This is a genomic window from Hymenobacter metallicola (genome assembly GCF_004745645.1).
Lineage (GTDB): Bacteria > Bacteroidota > Bacteroidia > Cytophagales > Hymenobacteraceae > Hymenobacter > Hymenobacter metallicola.
Window position 1 is genome coordinate 208,593 of the sequence record NZ_SRMB01000003.1, and the last position, 25,085, is coordinate 233,677.

Sequence of the window (25,085 nt, forward strand, 5' to 3'; positions counted from 1 at the left end):
TGTTAATTTATATGGTGTTGGTAGGGGTTCTCTTTAAAAGAATTGCGCAGCTTGCGCAAGCTGTTGCGGACCGACTCGTCGAGCTGACGGTCGCCGACCCGCAGGATGAAGCCACCGATCAGCGACTCATCAACCGTTTCTTCGAGCGTAACGTTCTGCAAACCCGACTGTTCGCGAACGATCTTATTCAGCTGCTCGCGCAGCTCGGGGGCTAGCGGGGCGGCGGTGGTAACCTGGGCTACCTGCATGCCGCGCAACGCATCGTACTGCGTTTGAAACTCAGTAGCTACCCATTCGAGGGCATCTTCGCGCTTGTGCTGGGTGATGATGGAGAAGAATTTCTCCGTCAGTTCCGTCACTTTGCCGCCGAAGATAGCCCGCAGAATCGCCAGCTTCTTATCGGATTTCACGATGGGATTGCGCAGCAGCAAGCGCAGGTCACGGTTCTGCTCCAGCGTTTTGCGGAACAGGTCCATGTCGAGCTTCACTTGCTCCAGCGTTCCACGCTCCTCGGCCAAATCCAGCAGGGACTTGGCGTAGCGGGAGGCAACTCGTTGTTCTGACATCGTTCTTAGTATTGAGTAGCTGGTAGTTAGTATTGAGTAGCATGGGCAGCGGCTGACCGAAGCTCCGTACTCAATACCGAGTACTCACTACTAATTCAACTTTACATCCTTCAGGTACGAGTCCACGAGTTGCTGCTGGGAGCCGGCATCAGTCAGCTCGCGGCGCAGGATGCGCTCAGCAATGTCGATGGAAAGCTTGGCGGCGGTGTTTTTCACCTCGGCCAACGCAGAGTGCTTCTCGTTCTGAATGGCTTCGCGGGCCTGCATGATCATGCGGCTGCCTTCTTCAGTGGCTTTGTCTTTAGCCTGCTCGATGAGCTGGTTGGCCATTTGGGTGGCCTCCTGCATCATCTTGTCGCGCTCCAGACGAGCTTCGGCGATGAGTTTTTCGTTGCCGGCTTTCAGCTGTTGCATTTCCAGCTTGGCCTGCTCGGCCATACGCAGCGCATTTTCAATCGAGTCCTCACGCTCTTTGAGGGAACCAAGAATTGGTTTCCAGGCAAACTTAGCCAGCAGGAACAGCACGATGAGGAAAATCACCAGCTGCCAGAAGACCAAGCCAATATTGGGGGTTATCAAGTCCATATACTCAGAGTAGGAAGTGGGTGTATCAAGGAAGAGAAAGACCGTAAACCAGCCGTTGCAGCAACCCCAGAAAGCCAAGGCAGCCCGCCGCGCCGTGCGCCGAAGCGATGCGCAGCGGGCTGCTCAGGCAGTGCCCCTAGCTCTAGAGGTTGAACGAAATCAGCAAGCAGACTACTACGGCGAACAGACCCAGACCTTCGATCAGAGCCGCTACGATCAGCATAGCCGTTTGGATTTTGCCGGAAGCTTCTGGCTGGCGGCCGATGGCCTCCATAGCGCTACCACCAATACGACCGATACCCAGGCCTACGCCCAGAGCAACCAGACCGGCACCGATAGCTGCACCAAATACAGCCAGACCCGTCGAATTAGTAATAGCCTGCAACAAGAGAGAAAGAAGCATAAAAAAGAATTAGTGGGGAGTGAAAAACAAAAAATCAGGGTGAGAAAGGCTAGTGAGCGTGCGCCTGCTCGGCACCGTCGCCACCGCCCATCTGGTAGTCGGCATCATGGTGTTCTTCTACCGCGCCGCCGATATACATGGCAGTGAGCAGCGTGAAGATGTAAGCCTGCAGAATGGCCACCAGCAGCTCCAGCAGGTTAATGAACAGGCCGAAGGCCAAGGTCACGGGGCTGATGAAGATGCTTTTGAAGATGAAGATGAGCGAAATGAAGCTCAGAATTACAATGTGGCCGGCCGTGATGTTGGCGAACAAACGAATCATCAGGGAGAAAGGCTTTACCACCACGCCGATAAGTTCTACCGGAATCATGATGGGCAGCAGGGGCTTCGGTACGCCGGGCGTAGCGAAGATGTGAGCCCAGTAGTTCTTATTGGAGCTGGCCAGGGTGATAATCAGCGTCAACAGGGCCAAGGTCATGGTCACGGCAATGTTGCCGGTGAGGTTGGCCGCACCCGGCATCAACCCCAGCAGGTTGTTGAACCAGATAAAGAAGAAGATGGTCAGCAGGTAGGGCATGTAGCGCTCATACTTCGGACCGATAGACTTCTTGGCAACTTCGTCGCGGATGAACACCACGATGGGCTCGAAGAAGGACTGCACGCCGCGGGGGGCGCCGCCGTGGTTTTTGCGGTAACCGCGGGCCACAGCTGTAAATACCAGCAACAGGATGATTCCGCTCAGCATGAGGGAAGCCACGTTTTTGGTAATCGAAAAATCGTATACCTTGCTTCCGTCTTCGGCTACGAGGTGCTCGTGCTCCAGCTTCAGACCGTTGTACGACTTGCCTTCGGCCAGGTTGGAGGAAGAGAAAACACTTAGGCCTTTGGCGGGTTGATAGGCAATAACGGGCAGCGGAATAGTGAAGTGCGTGCCATGTTCTTCATCGCCAAGGGTGGCGAAATGCCATTCATGCGCGTCCCCGATGTGGTGCAGAATCATCTCGCCGGGGCTGAAGGCTTCCTTGTCGGTTGCTTCGGCCTGTGTTGCAGCGGGTTCGTTAGCAAACACGGGAAGCGAAAGAATGCAAAAGAGAGCTATCAGTAAACGCTTCATTCAAAGAGGGTTAGGGTGTTGCTCACAAAACCTTCATATTTGGCTTTCACCCGGTTTTGAAAACGGGCGCAAGTTACTCAGGATGCTCCAGATTTCAAACCCGGCAAACAAGAAATACAGGAGGAAGAAGCTCCCCAGGAAGGTCCAGGTGCCGTGACCTTGCTTGCCCCCTCCTCTATAAAGGAAGATCATCACCAGGGTCAGCGACAAAAGCAGCCGCATAACCATACCTCCGAAGAAGGCCACCATAAACCCGTCCGGGTTGGCTTTGAGCAGCAGGGCCGTTAGCCAATACGTGATGCCGGTGAGCACAGCAAAGAAGCCCAGGACATAATAAGCCAACGGGTGAATGACGGCCGCACCAAACTGCATCTGCAGGCCATACATGACGACCCAGATGATGGCGCAGAAAATCAAAAAGTTGCGAAGAAACTGCACGATTAGGTATTATTCGTTGCGAGAAAGGGAGCGTATAACCTGGTACGTAGCCGCTATTAAACCAAAGACCATCAGGCCAATGGTATACCAGGGCTTATCATTCTGAAAGTACTCATCAAGCTTCACTCCTCCCCAGGCGCAGACGCCGATAATAGCCAGCATCTGAAATCCCAGGCCTGAGTACTTGGCAAAAGCCCGCAGCCGGTCCGACTCGTTATTATTCTGGGGGGTGGGAGTAGCAGCGGCCATGATGAAAGCAGGTTTGGGGGTGCGAAAGTATTGATTTTCCGGGCACTGACAGTTACCTGAATTACCCGATACGCAAGCAAACAGTGGCGGCCACGGAAAAACCGTAATTTTACCCAAAGTGCTGCGTTGTAGAAGCAGTGCTTCTCTCCTGAGCGAACGAATCAGCGGAGCTTGCGCGTTTAAATCTGCAATCTGAGGCCCCGACTCCACTATCTGTTTTGACGAAGTATCCGCTTTTCCGCCTGCTTTTCGCATCCGCTGCCGTGCTGCCTGTGCTGCTTGGGGTTGGGGCCTGCTCTTCGGAACGCAAGTCCGTAGTGGGCCATGCGTATGAGAATATCGTCGCCCGCGACAATGGCTTCTTTCTGGCCCGGGAGAAACTCCGAGCCACCGAAGAAACCTTGTACAAAGGGCGCGTCAACGACTACAACCGGGTGCTGCCGCTTTTCCCAACCCTGGACGACGCCACCGTGGCCCGCGTTACGGCCGATCTGGACGATATTATCAAGAAGGCGTCGATTCCGATTCAGCACCGCCCCGGCTCCGACTGGACCGACGACAGTTATCTGCTCATCGGTAAAGCGCGCTATTATAAAAAGGAGTACGAGGACGCGGGTAAGACCTTTAAGTACGTCAATACAACCAGCAAAAGCCTAAACACCAAGCACGAGGCGCTGATTTGGCTGATGCGCACCTTTTTGGCGCTGAAAGAATACGAAAACGCCGCAGCTGTTTCGGACATATTAGATAAGGAGAAAGGGGTTGAGGAAAATGCCCGGGAGCTGTTTTTGACCCGGGCCGAGTATTTTCTGCTCACCGGCGACCAGAAACAGGCCATTGTCAATCTGGAAAAGGCCATTCCTTACATCTCGCCTAAAAACGAGCAGTCGCGCACCCGCTACATTCTGGCCCAGCTCTACCAAGCCAACGGGCAGGACAAGGAAGCCTACGCCCAGCTCAACAAGATTCTGAAAAAGAACCCGCCCTACGAGCTGGACTTCTTCTCCAAGCTGATGCTAGGCCAAGTATCGGATCTGAATGCTACGGACCGGGCCCGGCTGGATAAGTATTTTGCCAAACTGCTCAAGGACACCAAGAATAAGGAGTACACCGACAAGATCTACTACGAAATGGCGCGCCTGGAATACCGGCAGCAGCGCTACGACAACTCCCTGGCTTTGCTGCGCAAGTCGGCTCGGGCCAACTCCAACAACCGCGCTCAGAAAGCCTATACCTACCTGTTGGCCGGGCGCATCTATTACGAGAACCTGCAGAAGTATCGTCTTGCGGCGGCTTACTACGACAGCACCGTGCAAAATATGGCTCGGGAAGTACCCGAGTACGCTGCTACAGCCGAGCGCAGCGAGATTTTGAAGGAGTTTGCCAAGCAGATTACCACCATTGAAACCCAGGACAGCCTACAAGCTCTGGCGCGGCTGGATTCGGCGGCCTTGCGGAATCAACTGCTAGCCTATGCCAATGCCGAACTGGCCGCCCGTAAGAAGGAAGCCGACCGGCAGGCGGCCCAGCAGGAAATGGCGGCCCGTCGTGAGCAGCAAGCTACGAATGGAGCCGTAAACTCTCTTCGCCCCGGCGACCCGGATGTAGATCCGCTGGCGCTGGCCAACGGGGTAGGTGGTGCGCTGTTCTACTTCGACAACCCTACGGCCCTGAGTACAGCCCGGGCTGACTTTATCCGCAAGTGGGGCGACCGGCAATTGCAGGATAACTGGCGCATCAGCAGCCAAGCCTCTACCTCCCCCACCACTAACCAGGGTGGTAATGTACCCCTGTCGATTGCCGGCGCAAGTAGCACCAGCGTCAACCCAGTGGCCGGTGCTACGCTGGCTCCGGCCGTCGACCCGGCAGTGCAGGCTCAGGCCCTCGTACAGCAATACCGCCAGAATATTCCTCTGACCCCGGCCCAGCTGCAGGCCTCCGATAAACTCGTGGAAGAGGCGTTGTTTGCATTGGGGGCCATTTATAGCCAGCAACTAAAGGAACAGGCCCGGGCCGTTGAAACCTACGAAAAGCTGGTGGCCCGCTTCCCGAAGAGCAGTCATTCGCCGGAGGTGTTTTACAGCCTTTATCTGCTATATAAAGAGCTGAACGACCCCAAGGCTGACGCGTATGCCCAGCGCCTGCGCCAGGAATACCCGAACTCCTCGTATGCGCGCCTAGTGGCCGACCCTGAATACTTGCGACGCGCTTCTATTGCCAATGAGCAAGTAGCGGTGAAGCTGGATTCGGCTTTTGCTTTCTATAAAAAGCAGGAGTTTAAGAAAGCTACGGCCGTATTGAACCGCGCCAAGAAGCAGAACCCCGTCAGTGACCTCAACGACCGGGTAGCTTACCTGAATACCTTACTTATTATTCGGACCCAGCCCCCGGCGGCAGCCAAGCTGGCGGTGGAAAAGTTTCAGAAGGAGTACCCCGAAAGTCCGCTTACCGGGCCGGCCCGGGAGTTGCTAGCCAGCTATAAGCGGTACGAAGAAGGGCAGATAACCGGCGCTTTGGCCTCTACCGACAAGCCCTCGGTTTCCATGTTCAAGCCCGGCGAGGTAGACAACCGCCTGCGCATTTTCTACGGTGTCGACGAGACGCCCGCCAGCCCAGTTACGTCACCAGTACCCGTTATGCCCTCGCCGGCTCCTCCCGTTACTCCCGCAGCTAACTCGGTTCCGGCCCCGGCAGCAACCCCGACTACAACAGAGGAACCAAGCAAAAAAGGGAAACCCGCTAAAACGCCGACCAAAGCTCCTGTTTCGGCGCCAGCTACCCCGGCTCCGGAGCCACCCACCGGGGCTTCCACTACTACCCTCCCCCCAGCTCCCACTACTGAGCCTGTTGCCCCACCAGCCAAACCGGCCACGGCTTACGTAACCAACTTAGCCGCGGGGCATGCGGTGGTCCTGGCTTTCCCGAAAGGTGCCGCCCTCGTCCAGACCTTGCCCGAACAGCTGGCGGCTTACAATAACCGCTTCTACCGCGTCAACAACCTGCAAGTGCAGCAAGTGGTGCTGGGGGAAGCAATGGACTTGGTGGTGGTACAATCCTTGCCGGGCTCCAAAGTGGCCCAAAGCTATGCCCTGAAGCTGCGTGGCCCTCAGTCGCCGCTAAGCAAATTGCGCGGCGCGGGTTACCAAACCCTCATTATTGGTATTGATAATCTGCCGCTGCTGCTCCAAAGCAAGGATGTGGAAGAGTATCAGCGCTTCTACCAACAAACCTACCGACCGTAGAACTTCTGCATGGCTTACCCTGCCACCAAGCCCAAAACGTCGTCGCGCAAACCGCAACGACCGGGCCGCTTCACCAACCTTACCCGCACGCTCTGGCTACTTTTTGCCGGTGGTATAGTGGGCTCTATTCTTTATATCCTAGCGGTTAGCGTCAATTTCCTGAATTTGTTTGGGCGCATGCCTAACCTTAAAACGCTGGAAAACCCCAAGAGCGAGCTGGCTTCCGAAATATACTCGGCTGATGGGGCACTGATGGGTAAGTATTTCCGGGAAAACCGTACTCCCGTCGATTACGAAGAACTGCCCCAGCCCCTGATTGATGGCCTGATTGCGACGGAAGATGTGCGCTTCGAAGGTCACTCCGGCATTGATTTCAAAGGGCTGGCTGCTATTCCGTATTACATGGTGAGAGGCAGCGTGCGGCGCGGCTCAAGCACCCTGACGCAGCAGTTGGCCAAGATGCTGTTTCGCACCCGCGAAGACCTCAATGACGGCCGCCTGAGCCAAGTTCCCGGCTTACGTACGCTTATCATCAAGACCAAGGAGTGGATTGTGGCGGTGCAACTGGAGCGCAACTACACCAAGCGCGAAATTCTGCGCATGTACCTCAACACGGCTGAGTTCGGCTCCAATGCCTTCGGTATCAACGTAGCCGCCAAGACGTTCTTCAACAAGCAGCCCCGGAACCTGAATCTGGAAGAGTCGGCGCTGCTGGTAGGCTTGGTCAACGGGCCGTCCTGGTTTAACCCTGTTCGCAACCCGGAGCGGTCCAAACGCCGCCGCAACTGGGTATTGGGTCAAATGAAGAAGTATGCCTTCATTGATGAGCCAGCTTACGCTGCGGCTACTGCCAAGCCGATTGTGCTGCATTACAGCGTCGAGAACTCCAACAAGGGCATTGCCCCTTACTTCCGGGCCGAGGTCAGCAAGGCGCTGTTGCAGTGGGCCAAGGAAACCGACCACGACTTGTACGCTGACGGCCTGAAAATCTATACGACGGTTGACTCACGGATGCAGAAGTACGCCGAATCAGCCGTAGCCGAGCACATGAAGCTGCAGCAGAAGTGGTTCGACGCGCATTGGAAAGGCCAGCTGCCCTGGCGCGACGAAAATGGCAAAGTAATTCCTAACTTCTTGCAAACGGCTATCAAGCGCACGGAGCGCTACAAGTCCCTCGACAACCGCTTTGACGGCAACAAGGACTCCATCAACTACTATCTAAAGAAGAAGTACAAGATGATGGTCTTCTCGTGGCAGGGTGAGAAAGAAGTCTTGATGTCGCCTTTAGATTCCCTGGCTTATTATAAGCGTTACCTGCACGCGGGGTTCATGGCCATGAACCCCCTAAACGGGCAGATCAAGGCTTGGGTAGGTGGTACCAACTTCAAGTACTTTAAGTACGACCACGTAAAGCAGGGCAAGCGCCAGCCAGGTTCTACGTTCAAGCCTATTGTGTATACCGCGGCCATTGACCAGGGCTATTCGCCTTGCTACCAACGCCCCGACATTGCCACTACCTTTCCGGCCGTAGCCGGACGGGCTCCCTACACACCCAAGAACTTTGAGGGCGGCTTCTCGGGCCGCACCTTTACGCTGCGCCAGGCATTGGCCCGCTCTATGAACTCCATCACGGCCTGGCTGGTGCAAAAGCTTGGCCCGGAAACCGTAGTATCCTATGCCAAACGCCTAGGCATCACCTCGCCTATCGAAGCAGTGCCGGCCGTGGGCTTCGGCTCCAGCGACGTCAGCATCTACGAGCTTAGCGGCGCGTATAGCACCTTCGTTAATAAAGGTGTGTGGACAGCTCCCATGATGGTGACGCGCATTGAGGATAAGAACGGTAACGTCCTGCGCGAGTTTGTGCCCCAAACCCGCGAGGCGCTCAGTGAGGAAACGGCCTACCTGATGACCTACATGCTGCAGGCAGCTACAACCGAACAGGGCGGCACATCAGTTATTCTAAAGACGGGCTTCAAATTCCCCTATGAAATTGGGGCCAAGACGGGTACGACCAGCAACTACTCCGACGCTTGGTTTATGGGCATTACGCCCGACTTGGTCTGCGGCATGTGGGTAGGGGGCGAAGACCGGAGCATTCACTTCCGCACGGGTACCTATGGCCAAGGCGCCCGGGCTGCTTTGCCCATTTACGGCTTGTTTATGCGCAAGGTCTACGCCGATAAGAGCATTGGAGTCAGCACCAGCCCGTTCCCCAAGCCCGCGCAGCCGCTATCTATCGAGATTGATTGCAGCCGCTACTATGGTGGCCAGCGCGACACGATTCCCTACGACCAGAAGCTCAACCAGACGGATTTGCAGGACATTGACGACGAGGATATTTAAGCCTTTTGAGTCTTTGTATCGCCCTATCTAAAAAGTGGCAGGTGATTTTCACCTGCCACTTTTTATTTCCTTGCAGATGCTTCCCAGCGGCGTCCGGCCGAATTATCCCAACCCCGCCTCTGTTTTAAGAGTTAAACATACCTCCGTTCTACGCCTATTGTCCTTATGGCAGCCCAAGACCATCTGCAAGAGCAAATCCGGCACCTTCCCCACCGCCCGGGTATCTATAAGTTTTTCGATGATGAAGGCATCATCTACGTTGGCAAAGCCATTGACATCCGCAAGCGTGTTAGTAGCTACTTCAACAAGCAGGACCATAATAAGAAAACCCAGCAGCTGGTACGCAACATCAAGCGCATCGAGTTCACCATAGTCGACAGTGAATCGGATGCCTTTTTGCTGGAGAATAACCTTATCAAGCAAAACCAACCCAAATACAACATCCTGCTCAAGGACGGTAAAACGTATCCGTACCTGTGCTTGACCAACGAGCGGTTTCCGCGGCTCCTACCAACCCGGAAGAAGATTAATGATGGCTCGCGCTATTATGGCCCTTATGCCAATCTAACGGCTATGAACATCCTGCTCGAGCTGATTCGGGCCCTATATCCCCTGCGGACCTGCACCTACAACCTAACGCCCGAGAACGTAGCGGCAGGCAAGTTTAAGGTATGCTTGGAGTACCACCTTGGCAACTGCAAAGGTCCTTGTGAAGGGTTGGTAGATGAGGAGTCGTACAACCAGAATATTCAACAGATCCGCAATATTTTGAGCGGTAACCTAAGCGTGCCTAAAGCTTACTTCCGGGAAAAGATGATGGCTGCCGCCCAAGATCAGCAGTTTGAACTAGCCCATTCCCTGAAGCAGAAGCTCGACCGCCTGGATGAGTTTCAGGCTAAATCTACGGTCGTTAATGCTTCGCTCTCCAATATTGATGTGTTCAGCATTGCCGCTAACGAGAAAAGCGCTTTCATCAACTACCTCAAAGTTATGAACGGCGCCATTATCCTGACCCAATCGGTAGAAGTACAGAAGAAGCTGGACGAAACCGATGCGGAAATCTTAGCTCCTATGATTATGCAGATGCGGGAGGAGTTCGAGAGCCAGTCACGCGAGATATTGGTCAACGTGGCCTTACCCGACCTTCCCATTCCCAACGCGACTGTCACGGTTCCTCAGATTGGGGATAAGCGCAAGCTCCTGGAGTTATCCATCAAAAACGTGATGTACCTGCGCAAGGAGAAGGAAAGCATGAATGACCGCTCCAAAGACTTAAATGAAGTCCGCATCATGGAGACAATCAAGAAGGATTTACGCCTAACGGAGCTCCCTAAGCACATAGAGTGCTTCGACAACTCCAACTTCCAAGGTGACAACCCGGTGGCTGCCATGGTGTGTTTCCGGAACGCTAAACCTAGCAAGAAGGACTACCGACACTACCATATCAAAACCGTGGTAGGCCCCAATGACTTCGACTCGATGTACGAAGTAGTTACCCGCCGTTACCGCCGCTTGGTCGACGAGGGGGCTTCCTTGCCGCAGCTGGTCATTGTCGATGGGGGTAAGGGCCAATTGAGCATGGCCGTCAAAGCGCTGAAAGACCTAAATCTTTGGGGGCAGATTCCCGTGATTGGCATTGCCAAACGGCTCGAGGAAATCTATGTACCCAACGACCCGCTTCCTCTGTACATCGATAAGAAAAGTGAGTCACTACGTCTTTTTCAGCGCATGCGCGATGAAGTACACCGCTTCGGCATCACCTTCCACCGCAGCCGCCGCGACGCCGCCACGCTCAAAACAGAGTTAACAGATGTGAAGGGTCTGGGGCCAGTCACGGCCGAAAAGCTGCTGACTAAATTTAAGTCGGTCAAGAAGATCAAAGAACTTACCGAAGCTCAGCTCATAGAAGAGGTGGGCAAGGCCAAGGCCCGGATCCTACTCAATTACTTCAGCGAACAAGAAGCTGCTGAAACTAATCAGTAGCCACAGCTGCTTAGATCAAGCAAAAGAAAAAGCCTCTTCCGCATGCGGAAGAGGCTTTTTCTTTTGCTTAGTAGTTAACTACCGAATGTAGAGAAATCTGTGGCTTAGAAGCTCCACAGATTGTACTCGTACTCAATCAGGTCGGAAGCAGCTTGCTGAGCAGCCAAGATACCTTGCTGCGGGCCACCATATACTTCGTCCAGACGTGAATCGTTCGGGTTCGAAACCTTTACGATGTAAGAGTTAAACAACCACAGTTCGAAAGCATCAGCCAAGTTCTTGTGCTGGGCATCGTTCTGTGAGTTGAACCAGATGGCCTTATCAGGGTTGGCGCGGAATACCCGAACCAAGTCGCTGTATTTGAAAGTACCAATCGGCGTTTCGATGCCCGACACGTTAGAGCTGAGCGTCGAAGGAACCAGCAGGGTAACGGTTTTGATGTCGTGATACATCCGTGACCGTTTCTTGTCAAAGATCATATCCTCTTTCAATTCCATCTGATACAAGTCCTTGTAGCGGTACTCGTAGCTTGGCGGGGCCGCCGGAGCTTTAGGCTTAGCAGCAGTTTTGCCTTTTTTACCCTTGGAAGGAGTACTGCCCCAACCGTCATCAGTGCTTTCTTCGGTGAAACCAGCTGCCTTCTCCTCTTCACTCAAACCAGCGCTGGCCTCGACGTAGGACATACGTCCCGAAACCTCAGTAGGGGTGAAAGTGGACGTAAGCGAGTCATTGCGATAAGCCTGCAATTCACCGCGCTTTACGGCTTCCAGGATTACCCGGCTTATTTCTTTGCCTTCGGAGAACATAGGCTTGTTCTGCTTTTCGCGAAGGTCCACTGCCCGCCAAATCGTCTTGCGGAACATGATGTCCGAATTAGGAATCGGGCGGTACGAGCCATTGCTGCTGGCGGTCGTAGCTTGCTCCTGAGCCGATGCTGAGACCGACAGCGTCAGGCTGGCCGCCAGAGCGGCGAAGGAAAGGAATTTGTTCATACCGTGGTAATCAAAAAAGCGCTGCAGTTAGTTCAGATGAATAACGCTTACAGCAACGGAATATTGAACTGCTTCGCTACGTTAACTTCCTCTTGCTGATCCTGGAAGTTCAAGCGACGAACTTCTTTTACTTCGATGTAGAGACGGTCCCCTTCACGGGCCGAGTTTACTACGTCGTTCAGGTTAGCTTCAGGACCGTTGATGGTGCGGGTCGGAATAGCAGGACGCTTACCACGCACCAGAGTTACTTCATAACGAGTTACGCGGTAACGAGCATCGTCCGGCAGGAAGGTAGCAAAACCAGCATCCGGCACAGCCTTCAGGCTCATGTTGCGAACTGCCGTGATAGGCGTACCCTGCTTTTCGTTAGCCTCGCGGCCACCGACGATGCACTTAATCTCGGGCTTAGGAATCGGGCGAACCTGGAAGGTCTGCGAGCCAATGGCGTTACCACCACTGCTAACGTTCAGAGTTACTTCGCGCGAGTTAGGCACCAGCGTAACTTCACCAGTTTTAGCACCGCTGATTACCGAAGCGCCCGAGGCCGAGAAGCCAGGCTTGTACTGAGCACCCAGTGCAGGCACTTGTACGCTCAGCTTGTTACCACACTTGAAATACAGCGCCTGCACCGAAGCCGACTGAATCTGCATTACAGGCTTGGTCACTGTGTAAGGAACCGTCACTTTGAAGGTCGTGTCACGGCCATTCTGCTTGAAGCGGATGGTGCCGGTCCACTGGGCCTTGGCGTTGCCAGCAGCATCAAACGAGCCGGGGCGAGCCGTAAACTCAACTTTACCTTTGCCATCGGGACCAACTGCCAGCGGGCTGCCGTTCAAGGTCATCGAGGGCTTGAGGCCCGTAGCCGATGCCGTCAGGAACAGTTCAGCTTTGTACTTAGTACCGGCAGCCACTGTGTTCGACTCGGCACTGGCGAATGCACCCACTTTGTCAAATACAATGATGTTGCCACCAACTTTAGCCGACTGTGCAGCCAGAGCATCTGACTCGTACTTCAGTACCTCAGCTTCTTTCTGAGCCAGCGTAGCTAGAGCAGCTACTACCGGAGTATTCTCGAAGTTCAGCTCTGCAAAGTTCTTGTTGCGCTGCTCTTTGTCCGTAACCATCGGATCGTCTTTAGCGTCAAGAGCCAAAGGAGCCACCCCAGGAACAAACTTCTGAATGTAAGAAGAGTAAGCGTTAAGCTTATTCTTCATGTCGTAAGCGAGGCCGTCTTTTTTGCCGCCGAGCATAGTGCTGGCAACCTTGTCTTCAGCACTCATGTTCTTAAACTCATTTTTGCCCTTGTTTTCAGTGGCAGCCAGGAGTTTCTCACGAACCGTACCCAAGTAAGCAATTACATCTTGGGTCGTTTTACGAATTTCTTCGCTTTGCTTTAGCACAGCTAAGTCAGCGGCTTGGTTACGGTTTTTCTCGACCTGAGCCTGAATCCCTTTTACTGTACCATCGTTCGACTTCGATACCTTGTTGTTAATAGCAGAGAGGCTATCGTCGAGGAACTTGAATTTGAGTAGAATTGCTGAGTTTACTTGAAGGGCCAGAAGGGCAGTGAGTACTAGGTACATCATGCCAATCATCTTCTGCCTCGGAGTTTCTTTTCCTCCCGCCATCGTGTCGTTCCTATTCTATATGTAGTGGACGGAAACTTGTGGTGCTATATCCAGATTAGCTGGTAGCACGCATAGCGTTCAGCATGTTACCGTACACCCGGTTCAACGAACCCAGGTTGCTGGTTAACTGCGTTACCTCCTGCTTGAACTGGTCGGTTTCTTTGCCAGCCTCGGTCAGGTTCTCCATGGCCTGGCTCAGGGTACCATAGAACTTGTTCATGGACTTCAGATGCGTGTTGGCATCCTGCAGTTCCATCTCATACACTGCATTCAGAGCGCCCAGGTTCTTGGTTACGTTCTGCACTTGCAAGTGATACTCCTTAGCATCAGCCGTAGCGCTCGACATAGCCGTAATAGCTTCTACCGTGTTCGAGTAAGCACTGTTAATGCGCTCCAAGGACTGAGCAGCGGAACGAACTTTCGTCGTGTACTCTTCCGTAGCGTTGGTAGCATCACCCAGCGAAGACAGTTGCTGAGTCGTCGTCGACAGACGGTTCAGGCCAGCACCCAGCGAAGAAATGGCTTCGGGAGTCACGTTCGCATCCTTCAGCATGTCGTCCAGCTTTTTGGTCAAGCCCTTGCTATTGTTATCTGCTGCAAAGCTCTTGCTACCCGTCGAAGGATCATATCCTTCGCTCAGTTCTGGGTAAACGAGCGACCAATCTGGCTCATGCGATGCAGGCTGGAATGCACTCAGAAGGAAAATTAGTGCTTCAGTACCGAGACCAACGATGAGCATTTCGCTAGCGCCATCCCAGTGCTGAATTTTAAACAAAGCCCCTACGATTACGACTGCGGCCCCGATGCCGTACACCTTGGGCATAACCACGTCATACAGGAAACTACCGCCTTTTGCTGCCATTTGAGTTTGAAATTGAAAAGATGTTGTGTGATGATGTAAAAACGAGGGGATGCAGATATCAGATTTTCTAGAGAGCTGAACCAATTTGGATCATAGCAGTCCGGAATCCGATGTAAGAGCGAGCAGAATCCTGATACTCGAAATTACGAGTGCCCGTCTCCAAGAAGTAGGAAATGTCTTTCCAAGAGCCGCCACGGACCACTTTGCGGGGCTCATTGTCATCCGGGTTTGTTGGGTTCATATCCCATACAACCGGAACAGATGCTTCCATGTAGGCGTCATCGCACCACTCTGATACGTTACCCGACATGTCGTACAGACCAAAATCGTTGGGGAAGAACGCCCCTACCGGCGCGGTGTAAGCATAACCGTCGCTGGCATAATCACCACGACCGGGCTTGAAGTTAGCCAACATGCAACCCTTAGAATTGCGCAGGTAAGGACCACCCCAAGGATAGGTGGCCAGGTCGCGGCCGCCGCGAGCAGCGTATTCCCACTCTGCCTCTGAAGGCAAACGGAAGTTGGGAGTTGGGGCGAGGCCTGCTTCAGCGTTAGCAGCATTTTTATTCTTGGTGCGCCAGTTGCAGAAATACTTAGCGGCAAACCAGTCGACTCCAACAACTGGGTAGTCATCGAACGCAGGGTGCGTGTAGTAATACTCCATCAATGGGTCACCCATGTGATAAGTAAAGTCGCGAACCCATACAGTCGTATCAGGGTAAAGCTCCGTCATAACATACTCTTCGCCCAATACATCAATAGAGTCTTGGCGAATAGCATTCATAAACTGACGGTACTCATTATTGGTAATCTCCGTCTCATCCATGTAGAAGCCGGCAATGGTTACCTGCTTGTTCATGTTGACCATAGAAGCTGATATGTCTTGGTCAGTCTGGCCCATGTGGAATGTTCCACCGGGACAGGGCACCATACCAAAAGGCACCTCCTGCGGATTGAACTCGGGGCGGTCCTCCGCTCCGACCAAATCGCCTTGCGGTCCTTTGCCGAAACCACAGCCTCCCAAGAACAGCGCCGACAGGGCTACGAGAGGCAATACGAGAAACTTGTTCATGTTAAGGAAGAAAAGACTGTTCAGGCGGCGATACCCTAAGATTACAATTTAATGAGCCGGCAAATCTAGCGAATAATACACTCGTTAGCAAGCCTGTCGCTCAATGCTTACCTTTTGTCTACGAACCGGCGTAGATACCGGTTAAACGATGGAAAGCAACGAGTTAGTGTAAAACCCCTACAAATTCACCATCTAGGTGACCAACAACTCAGAAAACCCTGTGGGTACCCCCTCAAATCAGAAGCTATAACGGGGCGTACGGACAGCTGGACGGGTAGCCGGCCCCGGCTTGGGCAGTCGGTACGAGAGCATAATTTCGTGGGAGCTGAATGCACGTGCTTCTTGATTAAATGCAATAAAGTCAAAAGCGTAGCCAAAGCGCAAAGCGTTATCCTTAGCAAAGCTCATGCCTAATAAGCCCGTGAAAGACTCATCATGCCGGTAGTTAACCCCACCCCAAAATTTGTCATTGAACGTTGCCCTAACACCACCCTCGTAAGAGTTGTTCTTGAAAGTGAATTTATTATTATTACCAAATTCACCGGGCAACACCATCTTTACCAGCACAGTAGGGGTGACAACAACGGAAGGGGAAGCCTCTATATTATATCCAGCTGTTAGGTAGGCGTGGTTTTCACCGATAACCTTTGCACTGTTCTCTCCCCCTACACTCTTAAAGCGATACTCCGAACGCAGTAAGTTATTGGCGCTCAGCCCCGCATAGAGCTTGTCCGACTCATACCATACCCCTACGCCGGCATCAAACTTCTGATCTGATCCATCCCGAGGAACGCTGCTGTCCGGCTCCTTATCAGCAGGGCGATACATACCCTTACTCAAATGGTTAAAAATACCTTGTATCCCAAGCCCAAGCTTTCCCTCTCCCACCTTTACATGTTTGGAGTAAGAGAGCTGCACGTTCGTCATACTTGACTGCGCTATCTTGTCCCGAAACACACTAAGCCCAACTCCCCCTCCAATAGCAGCTACTGGCAGAGAGGCGCTAAGCGTGTACGTCTGCGGTGAACCACCATCATCAAACGACCCGGTGTAACCTAAATATTGGTAGCGCCCCAGGGTTGTAATCTCCCCCTGCCCCTTAATTCCAGCATAAGCAGGATTTAGGTACATCCCATTGAAGCCATAATGGCTAAACTGGGGCTGCTGCTGGGCCAGAGCAACAGAACTTATTGCTGAGGTGAGCAGGATAGATAGTAAAGTTCTTTTCATAGAACTGCTTGATATATGGTGCGTTAGGGCATGGATAGGCCAACGTAGGCATAACCAAATGTATACAAAAAACCCTCCCTAACAAACCTGTGAAAAAACGAACGGAAGACCAATAAATTGCTCTTCCGTTTGTTTTACGCATCAGGCGCTTTGTTTGCCACTTTTATTTTTCTCCTTCCCTACATCCGGGCCGTGATGCAGGCGAATATAGGCCTCAATCGCACCTGTCATAGACGGGGCATTGGGCTGAGGGGCTTCAATATCTAACTCCAAACCCGCATCGAGTACGGCTTTGGCGGTAGTAGGGCCAAAGGCCGCGATGCGCGTCCCGTTCTGTTCGAAATCAGGAAAGTTGATAAACAACGAACTGATGCCGGACGGACTAAAAAAGGCGATGCAATCATACTTCACATCAGACAGGTCCGAGAGGTCACTGGCTACGGTGTGATAAATGACAGCTTCCGTGAACTTGAAGTTGTTGGCCCGCATGAACTCCGGAATATCATCCTTGCGGATATCGGAGCACGGGTACAGAAACTTTTCGCTCTTGTGTTTTTTGATAACGTCAAAAAGGTCGGCAGCAGTTCGCTGACCTACAAAAAGTTTACGCTTGCGCAGCACAATATACTTCTGCAGGTAATTGGCCGTTTGCTCCGAGATGCAGAAGTACTTCATTTCCGCGGGCATCTCAAGCTTTGCTTCCTGACAGATGCGGAAGAAATGGTCTACGGCATTCCGGCTTGTGAAAATAACTGCGGTGTGCTCCGCAATATTGATTTTCTCCTTGCGGAAGTCCTTGTACGAAACGGGGTCAACCTGGATAAACTCGCGAAAGTCTACCTTGATACCATACTTTTCAGCAATAGCAAAGTATGGGGAGACGTCGTTGGCGGGCTTAGGCTGGGTAACCAGAATGCTGGAGATGCGCTTGGCATGACGGCCCGTCCCCGGTTTGTCTGTGCTCTCGGCCATAGGGTAAGAAAAAGGGTAAATCTAAGGCAATAAGGCGGCGCTGGGGTAGGTAGAAGATTTCCGCAACAAAGCCACTAGTAAGTGAATACAATCAGCTTGAGCAGAATGATTAAGGGAATCACTTCTGTGGCGCAAAGGTACGAAAACAAATGCAGATTTAGTAAGGATGCTCGCCGGTGTAGCGTATGGGCAATCCGAATCACGGTTCCCAACAACATTAAGGAAACCACCCCATTGGATACCCACAAGACTGTTTCAGGTAAAGTTTGGTTTAACCCCAGATAGAGAAGCATGACAGCCGGCAGGAAGAGCCCCATAAAAAGGATGGTGCGCATAAACTCCCGATACTGGACCACGACCAGTTGAGTTACATCAAAGATGTACCCCATAACCTCCAGAAATATGTACTTGCCTAGCACGAAAGCGGCAATTAGGGCGGCATATAGTAACACGCGGACGACGATGGCAGACTCGGGGACGTCGAAAAGCCGACGCAGGATAATGATGCTTTGAATATTGGTATGAATGGCGACTAGCAGGAGTGCAAACGACAACGAGAAGACCATAACCAGCAGCAAATTCAGCCACGTTACGGTTGGTTTGGTTAGAAAGTCTTGGTCGTTGGAGGCTTTACTCCAGAGCCCTTCAAAATGGTAAATACGTGCGAAGCCGGGCTGATACGTAGCCCGGATGCTACCGTACAAAAGACCAATCAGGAGTAGAAAGCACAGGAATACATTTTGCCCCTGATGCCCCCGCGGTATCGGCTGGATTGTAACAGGTGCTGCTAGCCTTTTATCGACGGCAGCGTGGGCAACAGGCAGCGCATTGGCGAAAGTAGACAAGTTGGGTGGAGTATCAGGGTGCCACACGCATAGCAGATGAGCACCCACAGCTGAACCTGTTGGCAGGAGCTTGGCTAGATCCAAGGTGTACGAGGCCGAGGCTGTAGCCGTGAATACTAATCTATTGTCCAGGAAAATACTTAGTTCTTTGGGCGCCGCGAACGTAATGGAAAAAGCCTGGCCGGGCCTAATAGTAACCCACTGGTAATAAGCGAGTACGGGCGTGTGGTAATTGGGCAGATACAGAACCAAACGGTTCCGAGCGGCATCGTGAATTAGCCAGTCGGCGGATAAGCCCTTTTCAGCGGCGGCAGGTAAAGGACGGTACTCGGCAGCCAGAGCGCCCTTCCACTGCAGCATACACAGCAGGCTCGCCAGCCAGAATACTCGGCACCCAACACTTCTTATTGCCTTTAGCACCGCCTTGTTTGGCTTAAGACGCGACGCGCTGTTGGGCGCTACGGCTTTGGTAAACCCCTAGGAATATGCTGATCAGAATCGAGAATGCCACTAATGCTCCAATTAGCAGGGTATTGCCAAGGGTTGCAAAATTGATAACAAATAAGATAACGACCAGATTGAGCAGACCAAGGAGCATCACAGTGCTAATCTGTTGGAAGCCCATGGCCAAGATGCGGTGATGCACATGGTTTTTATCGGGAGAAAACGGCGAGCGGCCCGCCATCATCCGCACAATGAAAACTCGTAAGGTATCGAAAAGCGGTACGAAGAGAATGCCAATGGCAACGGCTGGCGAAGAGGAAGCAAAGGGGCCTCCCACTTTCAAGCCCATTTCGATGAACTGAATAGTGAGAATCGAGACGATGAAGCCGCAAACCAGGGAGCCGGTATCGCCCATAAAGATACTGGCCCGGTGGAAGTTATAGCGCAGAAAGCCCAGCATTCCACCAATGAGGCAGACTGAGACGAATACGTAGTTGCCATAACCAGCACCGCCATAGCGGGCAAAATAATACCCGTACGTACTAGTGATAATAAGCACGATAGTACCGGCGAGGCCGTCCAACCCATCAATCAGGTTGATGGCATTGGTAATACCCACAATCGCTAGAAAGGTGAAGGCATAGCTGATACCAATCGGCAACTCGTGGATACCTAGAATGCCTTGGAAGCTTGTAACCCGAATGTCGGCCATAATCATGACGACCCCAGTAGCTAGCAGCTGGCCTACGAATTTCTTGGAAACAGAAATACTGACAAGGTCATCCTTGAGCCCCACAAAGAAGAGCACGATGCAGCCTGCTAGTAGTTGTTGAATCCCATTGCTGAGGTCGGCGAAAATAGTGAGGGCCGACATAAAGCCGGCAAATACCGCCACACCGCCCAAGCGCGGCGTTAAGGACTCATGCACAGTACGCACATTGGGCGTATCCAGCATGTTCTTCAGGTGGGCAATGTAAATAATGGAGGGCACCGCAAACAGCGCCACTAAAAATGCCCAGAGAAAGGACAACCCCAACTGAATTCCGAGTGCATTCATCACGTATCGGCTCAAATTTAAGCAAATAGCCAAGAATTAGAACTCCCTGGCTTTATGCAATTAGGTGGTTAGCTGTGCAGCACGCCTTCGCGCTCAAGCAGGGCAATGTGAATCAGGTTGGCAGGCACAATCGAATCGGGAACGAAGATGAACTTCTTGTCGAAGATTTGCGCCCCCCGGTAATAGCTCACCCAATACTGGTTGTTCAGGTGAAACAGGGCGGGGTCGATAGGCTCAATGGGTACGGCGGCGCGGGGTTCTACTTCCAAGATGACGTGCCGCAGGGTAGAAGTCCGAACACTTTCGCCGGTAGGCTGCACCCCATAACCGTTGGAACTAACGATGACGTTGCTGAGCGGATAGTCGTTGTGGTTAAGCAGATATACCTGCCAGCCGAGGTTGCTTTCTTCCGTAGCGGCGGCTTCATCCGGAACAACGGCAATGGATACGCCCTCGACAGGGTCGAAAGTGATGTGCTCTTTCATAGATCAGGCAACGGTAAATTCGGCTTCAAACAAAGCTGCCAGATGTGGCACCAAGCGCTGCTCTACTTCTGAGAGCGAAACCGCGTGACCCAACTCCTGGGCCAGGGAAGTAACGGCCTTATCGGTGATACCGCAGGGCACGATGTAGCCAAAATACGACAGGTCAGTAGTAACGTTCAGGGCAAAACCGTGCATCGTTACCCACCGGCTGCATTTGACGCCCATCGCGCAGATTTTGCGCGGATTGGGAGCCCCTTCTTCAAAGTCTAACCAGACGCCGGTCAGGCCCGCAATACGGCCAGCGGTAAGGCCATACTCGGCCAGGGTACGAATAACGGCTTCCTCGAGCAGCCGCAGATACCGATGAATATCAGTAAAGAAGTTGTCCAGATCCAGAATAGGGTAGCCTACTAGTTGGCCTGGACCATGGTAAGTAATATCGCCGCCACGGTTGATACGGTGAAAGGTGGCTCCGTGCTGCTGCAACCCCGCTTCATCGAGCAACAGATGCTCGGGCTTGCCACTTTTGCCCAGGGTGTAGACGTGGGGATGCTGGCAGAGCAATAAATAGTTGGGCGTGGGCTCAGCTGGCCGGCCTTCCTCAGCGGCTTGCCGGTTGCGAACCTTAAGCGCCAAGGTGGCGGCCAGCAGTTCTTCCTGCCGGGCCCAGGTGGCTTCGTAGTCGGCTAGCCCCAGCTGGTAGACGGTGACCTGACGGTTGCGGCCAAGCGTCTCGGTAGCCGAGCCGACACGAGTGCCAGAGGCTGGAGGCAAGCTTGAGGTGGAACAGGAACTATACAAAGACATAGTGGACGCAATAAGAAGCTCAACCGTAGCAGCCGTTTCTCAGCGAATCGGAAGGCTCAGGCCGACTTGCCAGACAACTAACTATCTGGCAAACGGCCCTAACCTCGACCCACCAGCTTCACAACCACTGGGCCCTGCCTTTGCTTTTGTATAACGGGTAATCGACGCTGAGAAGTGACTTCTTAGCTCTCCTACCTGTTTCCGCCCATTCGCATGCAGAGTACCCTGATTGAATTTAGGCTTCACACAGAAAGCCCGTAAAGGTACTAGATTTAGTCCCAACCCCAATTGGACGAACTTCCCCAACCTTCAATGGCACACCTAGCGCACCAACTCGGGCAGGCAGGAGAAGCGGCTGCCGCTGCCTTTCTAACCAGCCTGGGATATGTAGTAGTCCGGCAGAGCTACCGCTACCGCCGGGCTGAAGTAGACCTTATCGTGCAGCGCGGGCGGGAACTGCTGGTGTTTGTGGAAGTCAAGACCCGCTCCTCAACTCAGTATGGGTTTCCGGAGGAGTTTGTGACGGAGCGGAAGCGGCAGCTGTTTCGCATGGCCGCCGAGCAATATCAGCATGAAGTGAACTGGCCCGGGGATATTCGCTTCGACATTCTGGCCCTGAGTCAAACCAGCACCGGCTTCCGCGTCGAGCATTTTGAAGATGCTTTTTATTAACAAAAAAGCCCATCTGCTGACAGACGGGCTTTTGGGCACTTACATACTAAAAGGTTATTTTTTGGCTCCTGGTCGGTCCGTCACCGCGTCGCGCTTATCAATGCCTTTTTCCTTGTCGTAGACCAGCACGGAATTGCGATTATACTCCCTGACCAGTTCCGGTTCGGCTATTTCAGGGTCGTAACCCGATTCGCCGTACTGGTACTCGTAGTGACGCCGGTTGCGGAAGCCCCAGTACTTGGTCCAGGTTCCGACTTTCTTGCCATTCTCAAACTGCCCATCCCAGTCACGCTGTCCATTTTCGAGGTAGCGCACGTAGTCGCCTTCCACTTTGCCGGCCACGTAGGGAATGACCTCTTTAATTTTTTTACGCTCGGCGTCATAGTAGCTCACGGCCGCGTCGCGGGGGAAACCCATTTCGTAATGCGTCTTGGTCAGCAGCACATTGTCCTTGTTGTACCGCTCCCAGCGCAGGTGACGGGTACCGAGGGCGAAGTACCCGGTTTCAACTACCTTCCCACCCTGCAGCTTCTTATAAGGCCCGTGTAGTACTTTGTCAGTCGCAGGGTTCAGCTCCGTGGTAGCTTTGAAGATTTTACGCTTCTTGGGATTGAAGTAATACAGAGCCGGTGCGTATTCGCTGGGCTGTCGGAAGACTTTAAGGTAATAGAACTGCTCAATCACTTGGTTGCGGCCTTTGGGGCCGGACTTGGTAAAGCTCTTCTTTATTCTCTCGCCCAGAAAGACATTCTTTTTCTTCTTTGGCTTACGCTGAGCGGCCTTCTCCTTTTCCTTGGCGGCCCGCTCCTGCTCTTTGGTCATAGCCAGGCGCTTGGTGTCCAGGGAGGGGGCGCTGGTCGTGTCCCGGGCCATGGTCAGCGAGTCACTCAGCAGCGTCGACAAACCGGGCTGGTCGGACTTACTGTTAAAGGAAACCGTCTTTTTGCTGCAGGCCGCGGCCAGAAACAGCAGCACGAGCACAAAAGGGAGAAAGGAGAACCGAAGGAGGCGCATCAACGAAATGGGCTGAATTCGAAGGGTCGAACGTAAAGATAGAAGGATTTAGTGCCGCGCCTCGGCAGGAGCTAAGCCGCTCAGCGAAGGTCAATCCTTAAACTCACCTGTCGGCTGCGCCAGAAGCTACGTATTCGGCGAACTGTGATAAAACAAAGGGGCCGTCTCCGCATGGAGAAGGCCCCTTTGTTTTTTTATTCCCTACGACCAGCTTAGGCGGTCAGCAGGTCGGCGCTACGCTTCACGAAGGCCGTTAGGGCTTCGCCTTTCAGCAGGCCCTGGGCCAGCAAGGCGAGGTCGAAGGCCTGGCGGGCCAGTTTCTGGCTGGCTTCGTCATCGGCGCTGAGCACGCGCTGGGCTACGGGGTGGTTGGCGTTTACGCTCACGGTGTAGCTGTCGGGCAAGGAACCGAACATCTGCATGCCGCCTCCCCCACCGGCGCGCTGCATGTCCTTCATGCGGCGCATAAACTCGGGCAGAGTAATGATAACCGGCGCATCCTGGGGCGACAGAGCCTCGACCTGCACGTGCATTTGCGGGTTGCTGATGGCCGTGGTGAAGAGCTCCTGCAGCTTGGTCTTGTCCTCGTCGCTGAGCACGCTCTCGGTAGCGCCATCCTTCTCGATGAGCTTACCGATGGTATCGGCATCGACACGCTTGAAGGTGACTTTCTCCAGCTTCTGCTCGAGCTGCCCGATAAAGTGGGAGTCAAGCACGGTATCGAGCTTGAGCACGTCGTAGCCCCGGTCGAGGGCGGCCTGCACGAAGCTGTGCTGGGTTTCGGCGTCAGTGGTGTAGAGCACCACGGTCTGCTCGTTCTTGTCCTTCTGGTTGGCCTGCACGAATTCCTGGTACTCGCTCAGGGTAAAGAACTTGCCGGCCGTGTTCTGCACCAGCACGAAGTCCTTGGCCTTGTCGTAGAATTTGTCGTCGGAAAGCATGCCGTACTTCACGAACAGCCCGATGTCGGACCATTTCTCCTCGAAGCCTGTGCGGTCCTTGCGGAAAAGCTCCGCCAGCTTGTCGGCGACTTTCTTGGTGATGTAGGTATTGATTTTCTTCACCGCCGCATCGGCCTGCAGGAAGCTGCGCGACACGTTCAAGGGAATATCGGGCGAGTCGATGACGCCGTGGAGCAGCATCAGGAACTCGGGTACCACGTCCTTCACCTCGTCGGTAATGAACACTTGGCGCGAGTAAAGCTGAATCTTGTTGCGCGAGAACTGCAGCTCGTCCTTCACCTTGGGGAAGTAGAGAATACCGGTCAGGTTGAACGGATAGTCCACGTTGAGGTGAATCCAGAACAGCGGCGGCTCCGAGAAGGGGTACAGCTCCTGGTAGAACTTGGTGTAGTCCTCGTCGGTCAGCTCGGCGGGCTGCTTGGCCCAAATCGGCTGGGTCTGGTTGATAACCTCACCCTCGAACTCAATTTCAATGGGCAGGAACTTGCAGTACTTGGTCAGGATGGTGCGCAGGCGGGCCGCTTCCAAAAACTCGTCGGAGTCGGCGGCTACGTGCAGCACTACGTCGGTGCCCCGGTCGGCCTTGTCGGTGGTTTCGAGGCTGAACTCGGTGCTGCCGTCGCAGGTCCAGTGGGCGCCTTCGGTGCCCTCCTTGTAGCTCTTGGAAAAGATTTCAACGTTGTCGGCCACCATGAAGGCCGAGTAGAAGCCCAGGCCGAACTGCCCGATAATCTGGTCTTTAGCAGCGGCGTCCTTCTCCTTGTACTGCTCCACAAACTCGGTGGCGCCGGAGAAGGCAATCTGGTTGATGTACTTCTTGATTTCCTCGGCCGTCATGCCCAGGCCGCGGTCCGAAATGGTGATGGTGCGGGCTTCCTTGTCCACGCTCACCTTTACTTTCAGCTCGCCCAGCTCCCCTTTGAACTCTCCCAGCTGCCCCAGGCTCTTGAGCTTCTGGGTGGCGTCTACGGCGTTAGAAACCAGCTCCCGCAGGAAGATTTCGTGGTCGGAGTAGAGAAATTTCTTGATGATGGGGAAGATATTCTCGGTATGAATCGAGATGCTACCTTTCTCTTGCATAGCGCGTTGGCAAAAGGGTTTGAAATAAGAATCCGGACGA

At 53.4% G+C, this 25,085-nt stretch carries 22 protein-coding genes; 4 read left to right on the forward strand and 18 right to left on the reverse strand.

The window, feature by feature from the left end; genetic code table 11:
• Window positions 1-2 precede the first annotated feature (2 nt).
• The 6 genes from atpH to E5K02_RS25585 all read right to left on the reverse strand — a co-directional run bounded on the left by atpH (window position 3) and on the right by E5K02_RS25585 (window position 3,355).
• Window positions 3-566 carry an ATP synthase F1 subunit delta gene (gene atpH / locus E5K02_RS16135; RefSeq protein WP_135396243.1) on the reverse strand — a complete coding sequence of 188 codons (564 nt, stop codon included), beginning with the start codon at window positions 564-566 and terminating at the stop codon, window positions 3-5.
• A 90-nt stretch (window positions 567-656) separates the two neighbouring features.
• Window positions 657-1,151, reverse strand: coding sequence for a F0F1 ATP synthase subunit B (locus E5K02_RS16140; protein WP_135396244.1), 495 nt, complete (start codon window positions 1,149-1,151; stop codon window positions 657-659).
• 142 nt (window positions 1,152-1,293) lie between these two features.
• A complete protein-coding gene (gene atpE, locus E5K02_RS16145) occupies window positions 1,294-1,554 on the reverse strand; it encodes an ATP synthase F0 subunit C (RefSeq protein WP_135396245.1) in 261 nt (86 codons plus the stop codon).
• A 49-nt stretch (window positions 1,555-1,603) separates the two neighbouring features.
• Complete coding sequence (gene atpB / locus E5K02_RS16150) at window positions 1,604-2,668, reverse strand: F0F1 ATP synthase subunit A (protein WP_135396246.1); 1,065 nt, start codon at window positions 2,666-2,668, stop codon at window positions 1,604-1,606.
• 33 nt (window positions 2,669-2,701) lie between these two features.
• Window positions 2,702-3,085 (reverse strand): hypothetical protein, encoded by a 384-nt coding sequence (locus tag E5K02_RS16155; RefSeq protein WP_135396247.1) that lies wholly within the window; start codon window positions 3,083-3,085, stop codon window positions 2,702-2,704.
• A gap of 30 nt (window positions 3,086-3,115) precedes the next feature.
• Window positions 3,116-3,355, reverse strand: coding sequence for an AtpZ/AtpI family protein (locus E5K02_RS25585; protein ID WP_167856443.1), 240 nt, complete (start codon window positions 3,353-3,355; stop codon window positions 3,116-3,118).
• Between the two features lie 218 nt (window positions 3,356-3,573).
• Between E5K02_RS25585 and porW the strand changes: the two genes are divergently transcribed.
• From porW to uvrC, 3 genes are all read left to right on the forward strand, one after another.
• Entirely contained in the window at window positions 3,574-6,597 is a 3,024-nt protein-coding gene (gene porW / locus E5K02_RS16165) for a type IX secretion system periplasmic lipoprotein PorW/SprE (protein WP_167856444.1), read from the forward strand.
• 9 nt (window positions 6,598-6,606) lie between these two features.
• The gene (locus E5K02_RS16170) at window positions 6,607-8,940 is read left to right on the forward strand and encodes a penicillin-binding protein 1A (RefSeq protein ID WP_135396250.1); all 2,334 of its coding nucleotides are present in this window, start codon (window positions 6,607-6,609) and stop codon (window positions 8,938-8,940) included.
• Between the two features lie 165 nt (window positions 8,941-9,105).
• On the forward strand, window positions 9,106-10,923 hold the full coding sequence (uvrC, locus tag E5K02_RS16175; protein WP_135396251.1) for an excinuclease ABC subunit UvrC: 1,818 nt from the start codon (window positions 9,106-9,108) through the stop codon (window positions 10,921-10,923).
• A 104-nt stretch (window positions 10,924-11,027) separates the two neighbouring features.
• On the opposite strand, the gene porN is transcribed toward uvrC, so the two are convergent.
• The 10 genes from porN to lipB all read right to left on the reverse strand — a co-directional run bounded on the left by porN (window position 11,028) and on the right by lipB (window position 21,284).
• The gene (gene porN / locus E5K02_RS16180; RefSeq protein WP_135396252.1) at window positions 11,028-11,915 is read right to left on the reverse strand and encodes a type IX secretion system ring subunit PorN/GldN; all 888 of its coding nucleotides are present in this window, start codon (window positions 11,913-11,915) and stop codon (window positions 11,028-11,030) included.
• A 47-nt stretch (window positions 11,916-11,962) separates the two neighbouring features.
• Window positions 11,963-13,543, reverse strand: coding sequence for a type IX secretion system motor protein PorM/GldM (gene porM, locus E5K02_RS16185; RefSeq protein ID WP_135396253.1), 1,581 nt, complete (start codon window positions 13,541-13,543; stop codon window positions 11,963-11,965).
• A gap of 55 nt (window positions 13,544-13,598) precedes the next feature.
• Entirely contained in the window at window positions 13,599-14,405 is an 807-nt protein-coding gene (gene porL, locus E5K02_RS16190) for a type IX secretion system motor protein PorL/GldL (RefSeq protein WP_135396254.1), read from the reverse strand.
• Window positions 14,406-14,472: 67 nt separating this feature from the next.
• Complete coding sequence (gene porK, locus E5K02_RS16195; RefSeq protein WP_135396255.1) at window positions 14,473-15,477, reverse strand: T9SS ring complex lipoprotein PorK/GldK; 1,005 nt, start codon at window positions 15,475-15,477, stop codon at window positions 14,473-14,475.
• Window positions 15,478-15,714: 237 nt separating this feature from the next.
• Window positions 15,715-16,707, reverse strand: a complete 993-nt coding sequence (locus E5K02_RS16200) for a PorP/SprF family type IX secretion system membrane protein (protein WP_135396256.1) — start codon at window positions 16,705-16,707, stop codon at window positions 15,715-15,717.
• A gap of 141 nt (window positions 16,708-16,848) precedes the next feature.
• Window positions 16,849-17,679, reverse strand: coding sequence for a uroporphyrinogen-III synthase (locus E5K02_RS16205; protein WP_135396257.1), 831 nt, complete (start codon window positions 17,677-17,679; stop codon window positions 16,849-16,851).
• A gap of 74 nt (window positions 17,680-17,753) precedes the next feature.
• Window positions 17,754-18,884: a DUF4271 domain-containing protein gene (locus E5K02_RS16210; protein ID WP_135396258.1), complete on the reverse strand. Its 1,131-nt coding sequence runs from the start codon at window positions 18,882-18,884 to the stop codon at window positions 17,754-17,756.
• Window positions 18,885-18,957: 73 nt separating this feature from the next.
• Window positions 18,958-20,025: an MraY family glycosyltransferase gene (locus E5K02_RS16215; RefSeq protein WP_240737321.1), complete on the reverse strand. Its 1,068-nt coding sequence runs from the start codon at window positions 20,023-20,025 to the stop codon at window positions 18,958-18,960.
• Between the two features lie 68 nt (window positions 20,026-20,093).
• The gene (locus E5K02_RS16220) at window positions 20,094-20,510 is read right to left on the reverse strand and encodes a hypothetical protein (protein ID WP_135396259.1); all 417 of its coding nucleotides are present in this window, start codon (window positions 20,508-20,510) and stop codon (window positions 20,094-20,096) included.
• Between the two features lie 3 nt (window positions 20,511-20,513).
• Window positions 20,514-21,284: a lipoyl(octanoyl) transferase LipB gene (gene lipB / locus E5K02_RS16225; RefSeq protein ID WP_240737323.1), complete on the reverse strand. Its 771-nt coding sequence runs from the start codon at window positions 21,282-21,284 to the stop codon at window positions 20,514-20,516.
• A 345-nt stretch (window positions 21,285-21,629) separates the two neighbouring features.
• Here lipB and E5K02_RS16230 point away from each other — a divergent pair, with 345 nt between their 5' ends.
• Complete coding sequence (locus E5K02_RS16230) at window positions 21,630-21,989, forward strand: YraN family protein (protein ID WP_135396261.1); 360 nt, start codon at window positions 21,630-21,632, stop codon at window positions 21,987-21,989.
• A gap of 54 nt (window positions 21,990-22,043) precedes the next feature.
• On the opposite strand, the gene E5K02_RS16235 is transcribed toward E5K02_RS16230, so the two are convergent.
• The gene (locus E5K02_RS16235; protein ID WP_135396262.1) at window positions 22,044-23,003 is read right to left on the reverse strand and encodes a toxin-antitoxin system YwqK family antitoxin; all 960 of its coding nucleotides are present in this window, start codon (window positions 23,001-23,003) and stop codon (window positions 22,044-22,046) included.
• 212 nt (window positions 23,004-23,215) lie between these two features.
• Window positions 23,216-25,045, reverse strand: coding sequence for a molecular chaperone HtpG (gene htpG, locus E5K02_RS16240; protein WP_135396263.1), 1,830 nt, complete (start codon window positions 25,043-25,045; stop codon window positions 23,216-23,218).
• Window positions 25,046-25,085 lie beyond the last annotated feature (40 nt).

What these genes read in the sequence shown, in the direction of transcription:
- E5K02_RS25585 (WP_167856443.1), bottom strand. Translation starts at nt 3,355, where the DNA reads ATGGCCGCTGCTACTCCCACCCCCCAGAATAATAACGAGTCGGACCGG.
- atpH (WP_135396243.1), bottom strand. Translation starts at nt 566, where the DNA reads ATGTCAGAACAACGAGTTGCCTCCCGCTACGCCAAGTCCCTGCTGGAT.
- E5K02_RS16200 (WP_135396256.1), bottom strand. Translation starts at nt 16,707, where the DNA reads ATGAAAAGAACTTTACTATCTATCCTGCTCACCTCAGCAATAAGTTCT.
- E5K02_RS16205 (WP_135396257.1), bottom strand. Translation starts at nt 17,679, where the DNA reads ATGGCCGAGAGCACAGACAAACCGGGGACGGGCCGTCATGCCAAGCGC.
- atpB (WP_135396246.1), bottom strand. Translation starts at nt 2,668, where the DNA reads ATGAAGCGTTTACTGATAGCTCTCTTTTGCATTCTTTCGCTTCCCGTG.
- E5K02_RS16170 (WP_135396250.1), top strand. Translation starts at nt 6,607, where the DNA reads ATGGCTTACCCTGCCACCAAGCCCAAAACGTCGTCGCGCAAACCGCAA.
- E5K02_RS16220 (WP_135396259.1), bottom strand. Translation starts at nt 20,510, where the DNA reads ATGAAAGAGCACATCACTTTCGACCCTGTCGAGGGCGTATCCATTGCC.
- E5K02_RS16235 (WP_135396262.1), bottom strand. Translation starts at nt 23,003, where the DNA reads ATGCGCCTCCTTCGGTTCTCCTTTCTCCCTTTTGTGCTCGTGCTGCTG.
- porL (WP_135396254.1), bottom strand. Translation starts at nt 14,405, where the DNA reads ATGGCAGCAAAAGGCGGTAGTTTCCTGTATGACGTGGTTATGCCCAAG.
- porN (WP_135396252.1), bottom strand. Translation starts at nt 11,915, where the DNA reads ATGAACAAATTCCTTTCCTTCGCCGCTCTGGCGGCCAGCCTGACGCTG.
- E5K02_RS16140 (WP_135396244.1), bottom strand. Translation starts at nt 1,151, where the DNA reads ATGGACTTGATAACCCCCAATATTGGCTTGGTCTTCTGGCAGCTGGTG.
- porK (WP_135396255.1), bottom strand. Translation starts at nt 15,477, where the DNA reads ATGAACAAGTTTCTCGTATTGCCTCTCGTAGCCCTGTCGGCGCTGTTC.
- E5K02_RS16230 (WP_135396261.1), top strand. Translation starts at nt 21,630, where the DNA reads ATGGCACACCTAGCGCACCAACTCGGGCAGGCAGGAGAAGCGGCTGCC.
- uvrC (WP_135396251.1), top strand. Translation starts at nt 9,106, where the DNA reads ATGGCAGCCCAAGACCATCTGCAAGAGCAAATCCGGCACCTTCCCCAC.
- E5K02_RS16215 (WP_240737321.1), bottom strand. Translation starts at nt 20,025, where the DNA reads ATGAATGCACTCGGAATTCAGTTGGGGTTGTCCTTTCTCTGGGCATTT.
- atpE (WP_135396245.1), bottom strand. Translation starts at nt 1,554, where the DNA reads ATGCTTCTTTCTCTCTTGTTGCAGGCTATTACTAATTCGACGGGTCTG.
- E5K02_RS16210 (WP_135396258.1), bottom strand. Translation starts at nt 18,884, where the DNA reads ATGCTGCAGTGGAAGGGCGCTCTGGCTGCCGAGTACCGTCCTTTACCT.
- porM (WP_135396253.1), bottom strand. Translation starts at nt 13,543, where the DNA reads ATGGCGGGAGGAAAAGAAACTCCGAGGCAGAAGATGATTGGCATGATG.
- htpG (WP_135396263.1), bottom strand. Translation starts at nt 25,045, where the DNA reads ATGCAAGAGAAAGGTAGCATCTCGATTCATACCGAGAATATCTTCCCC.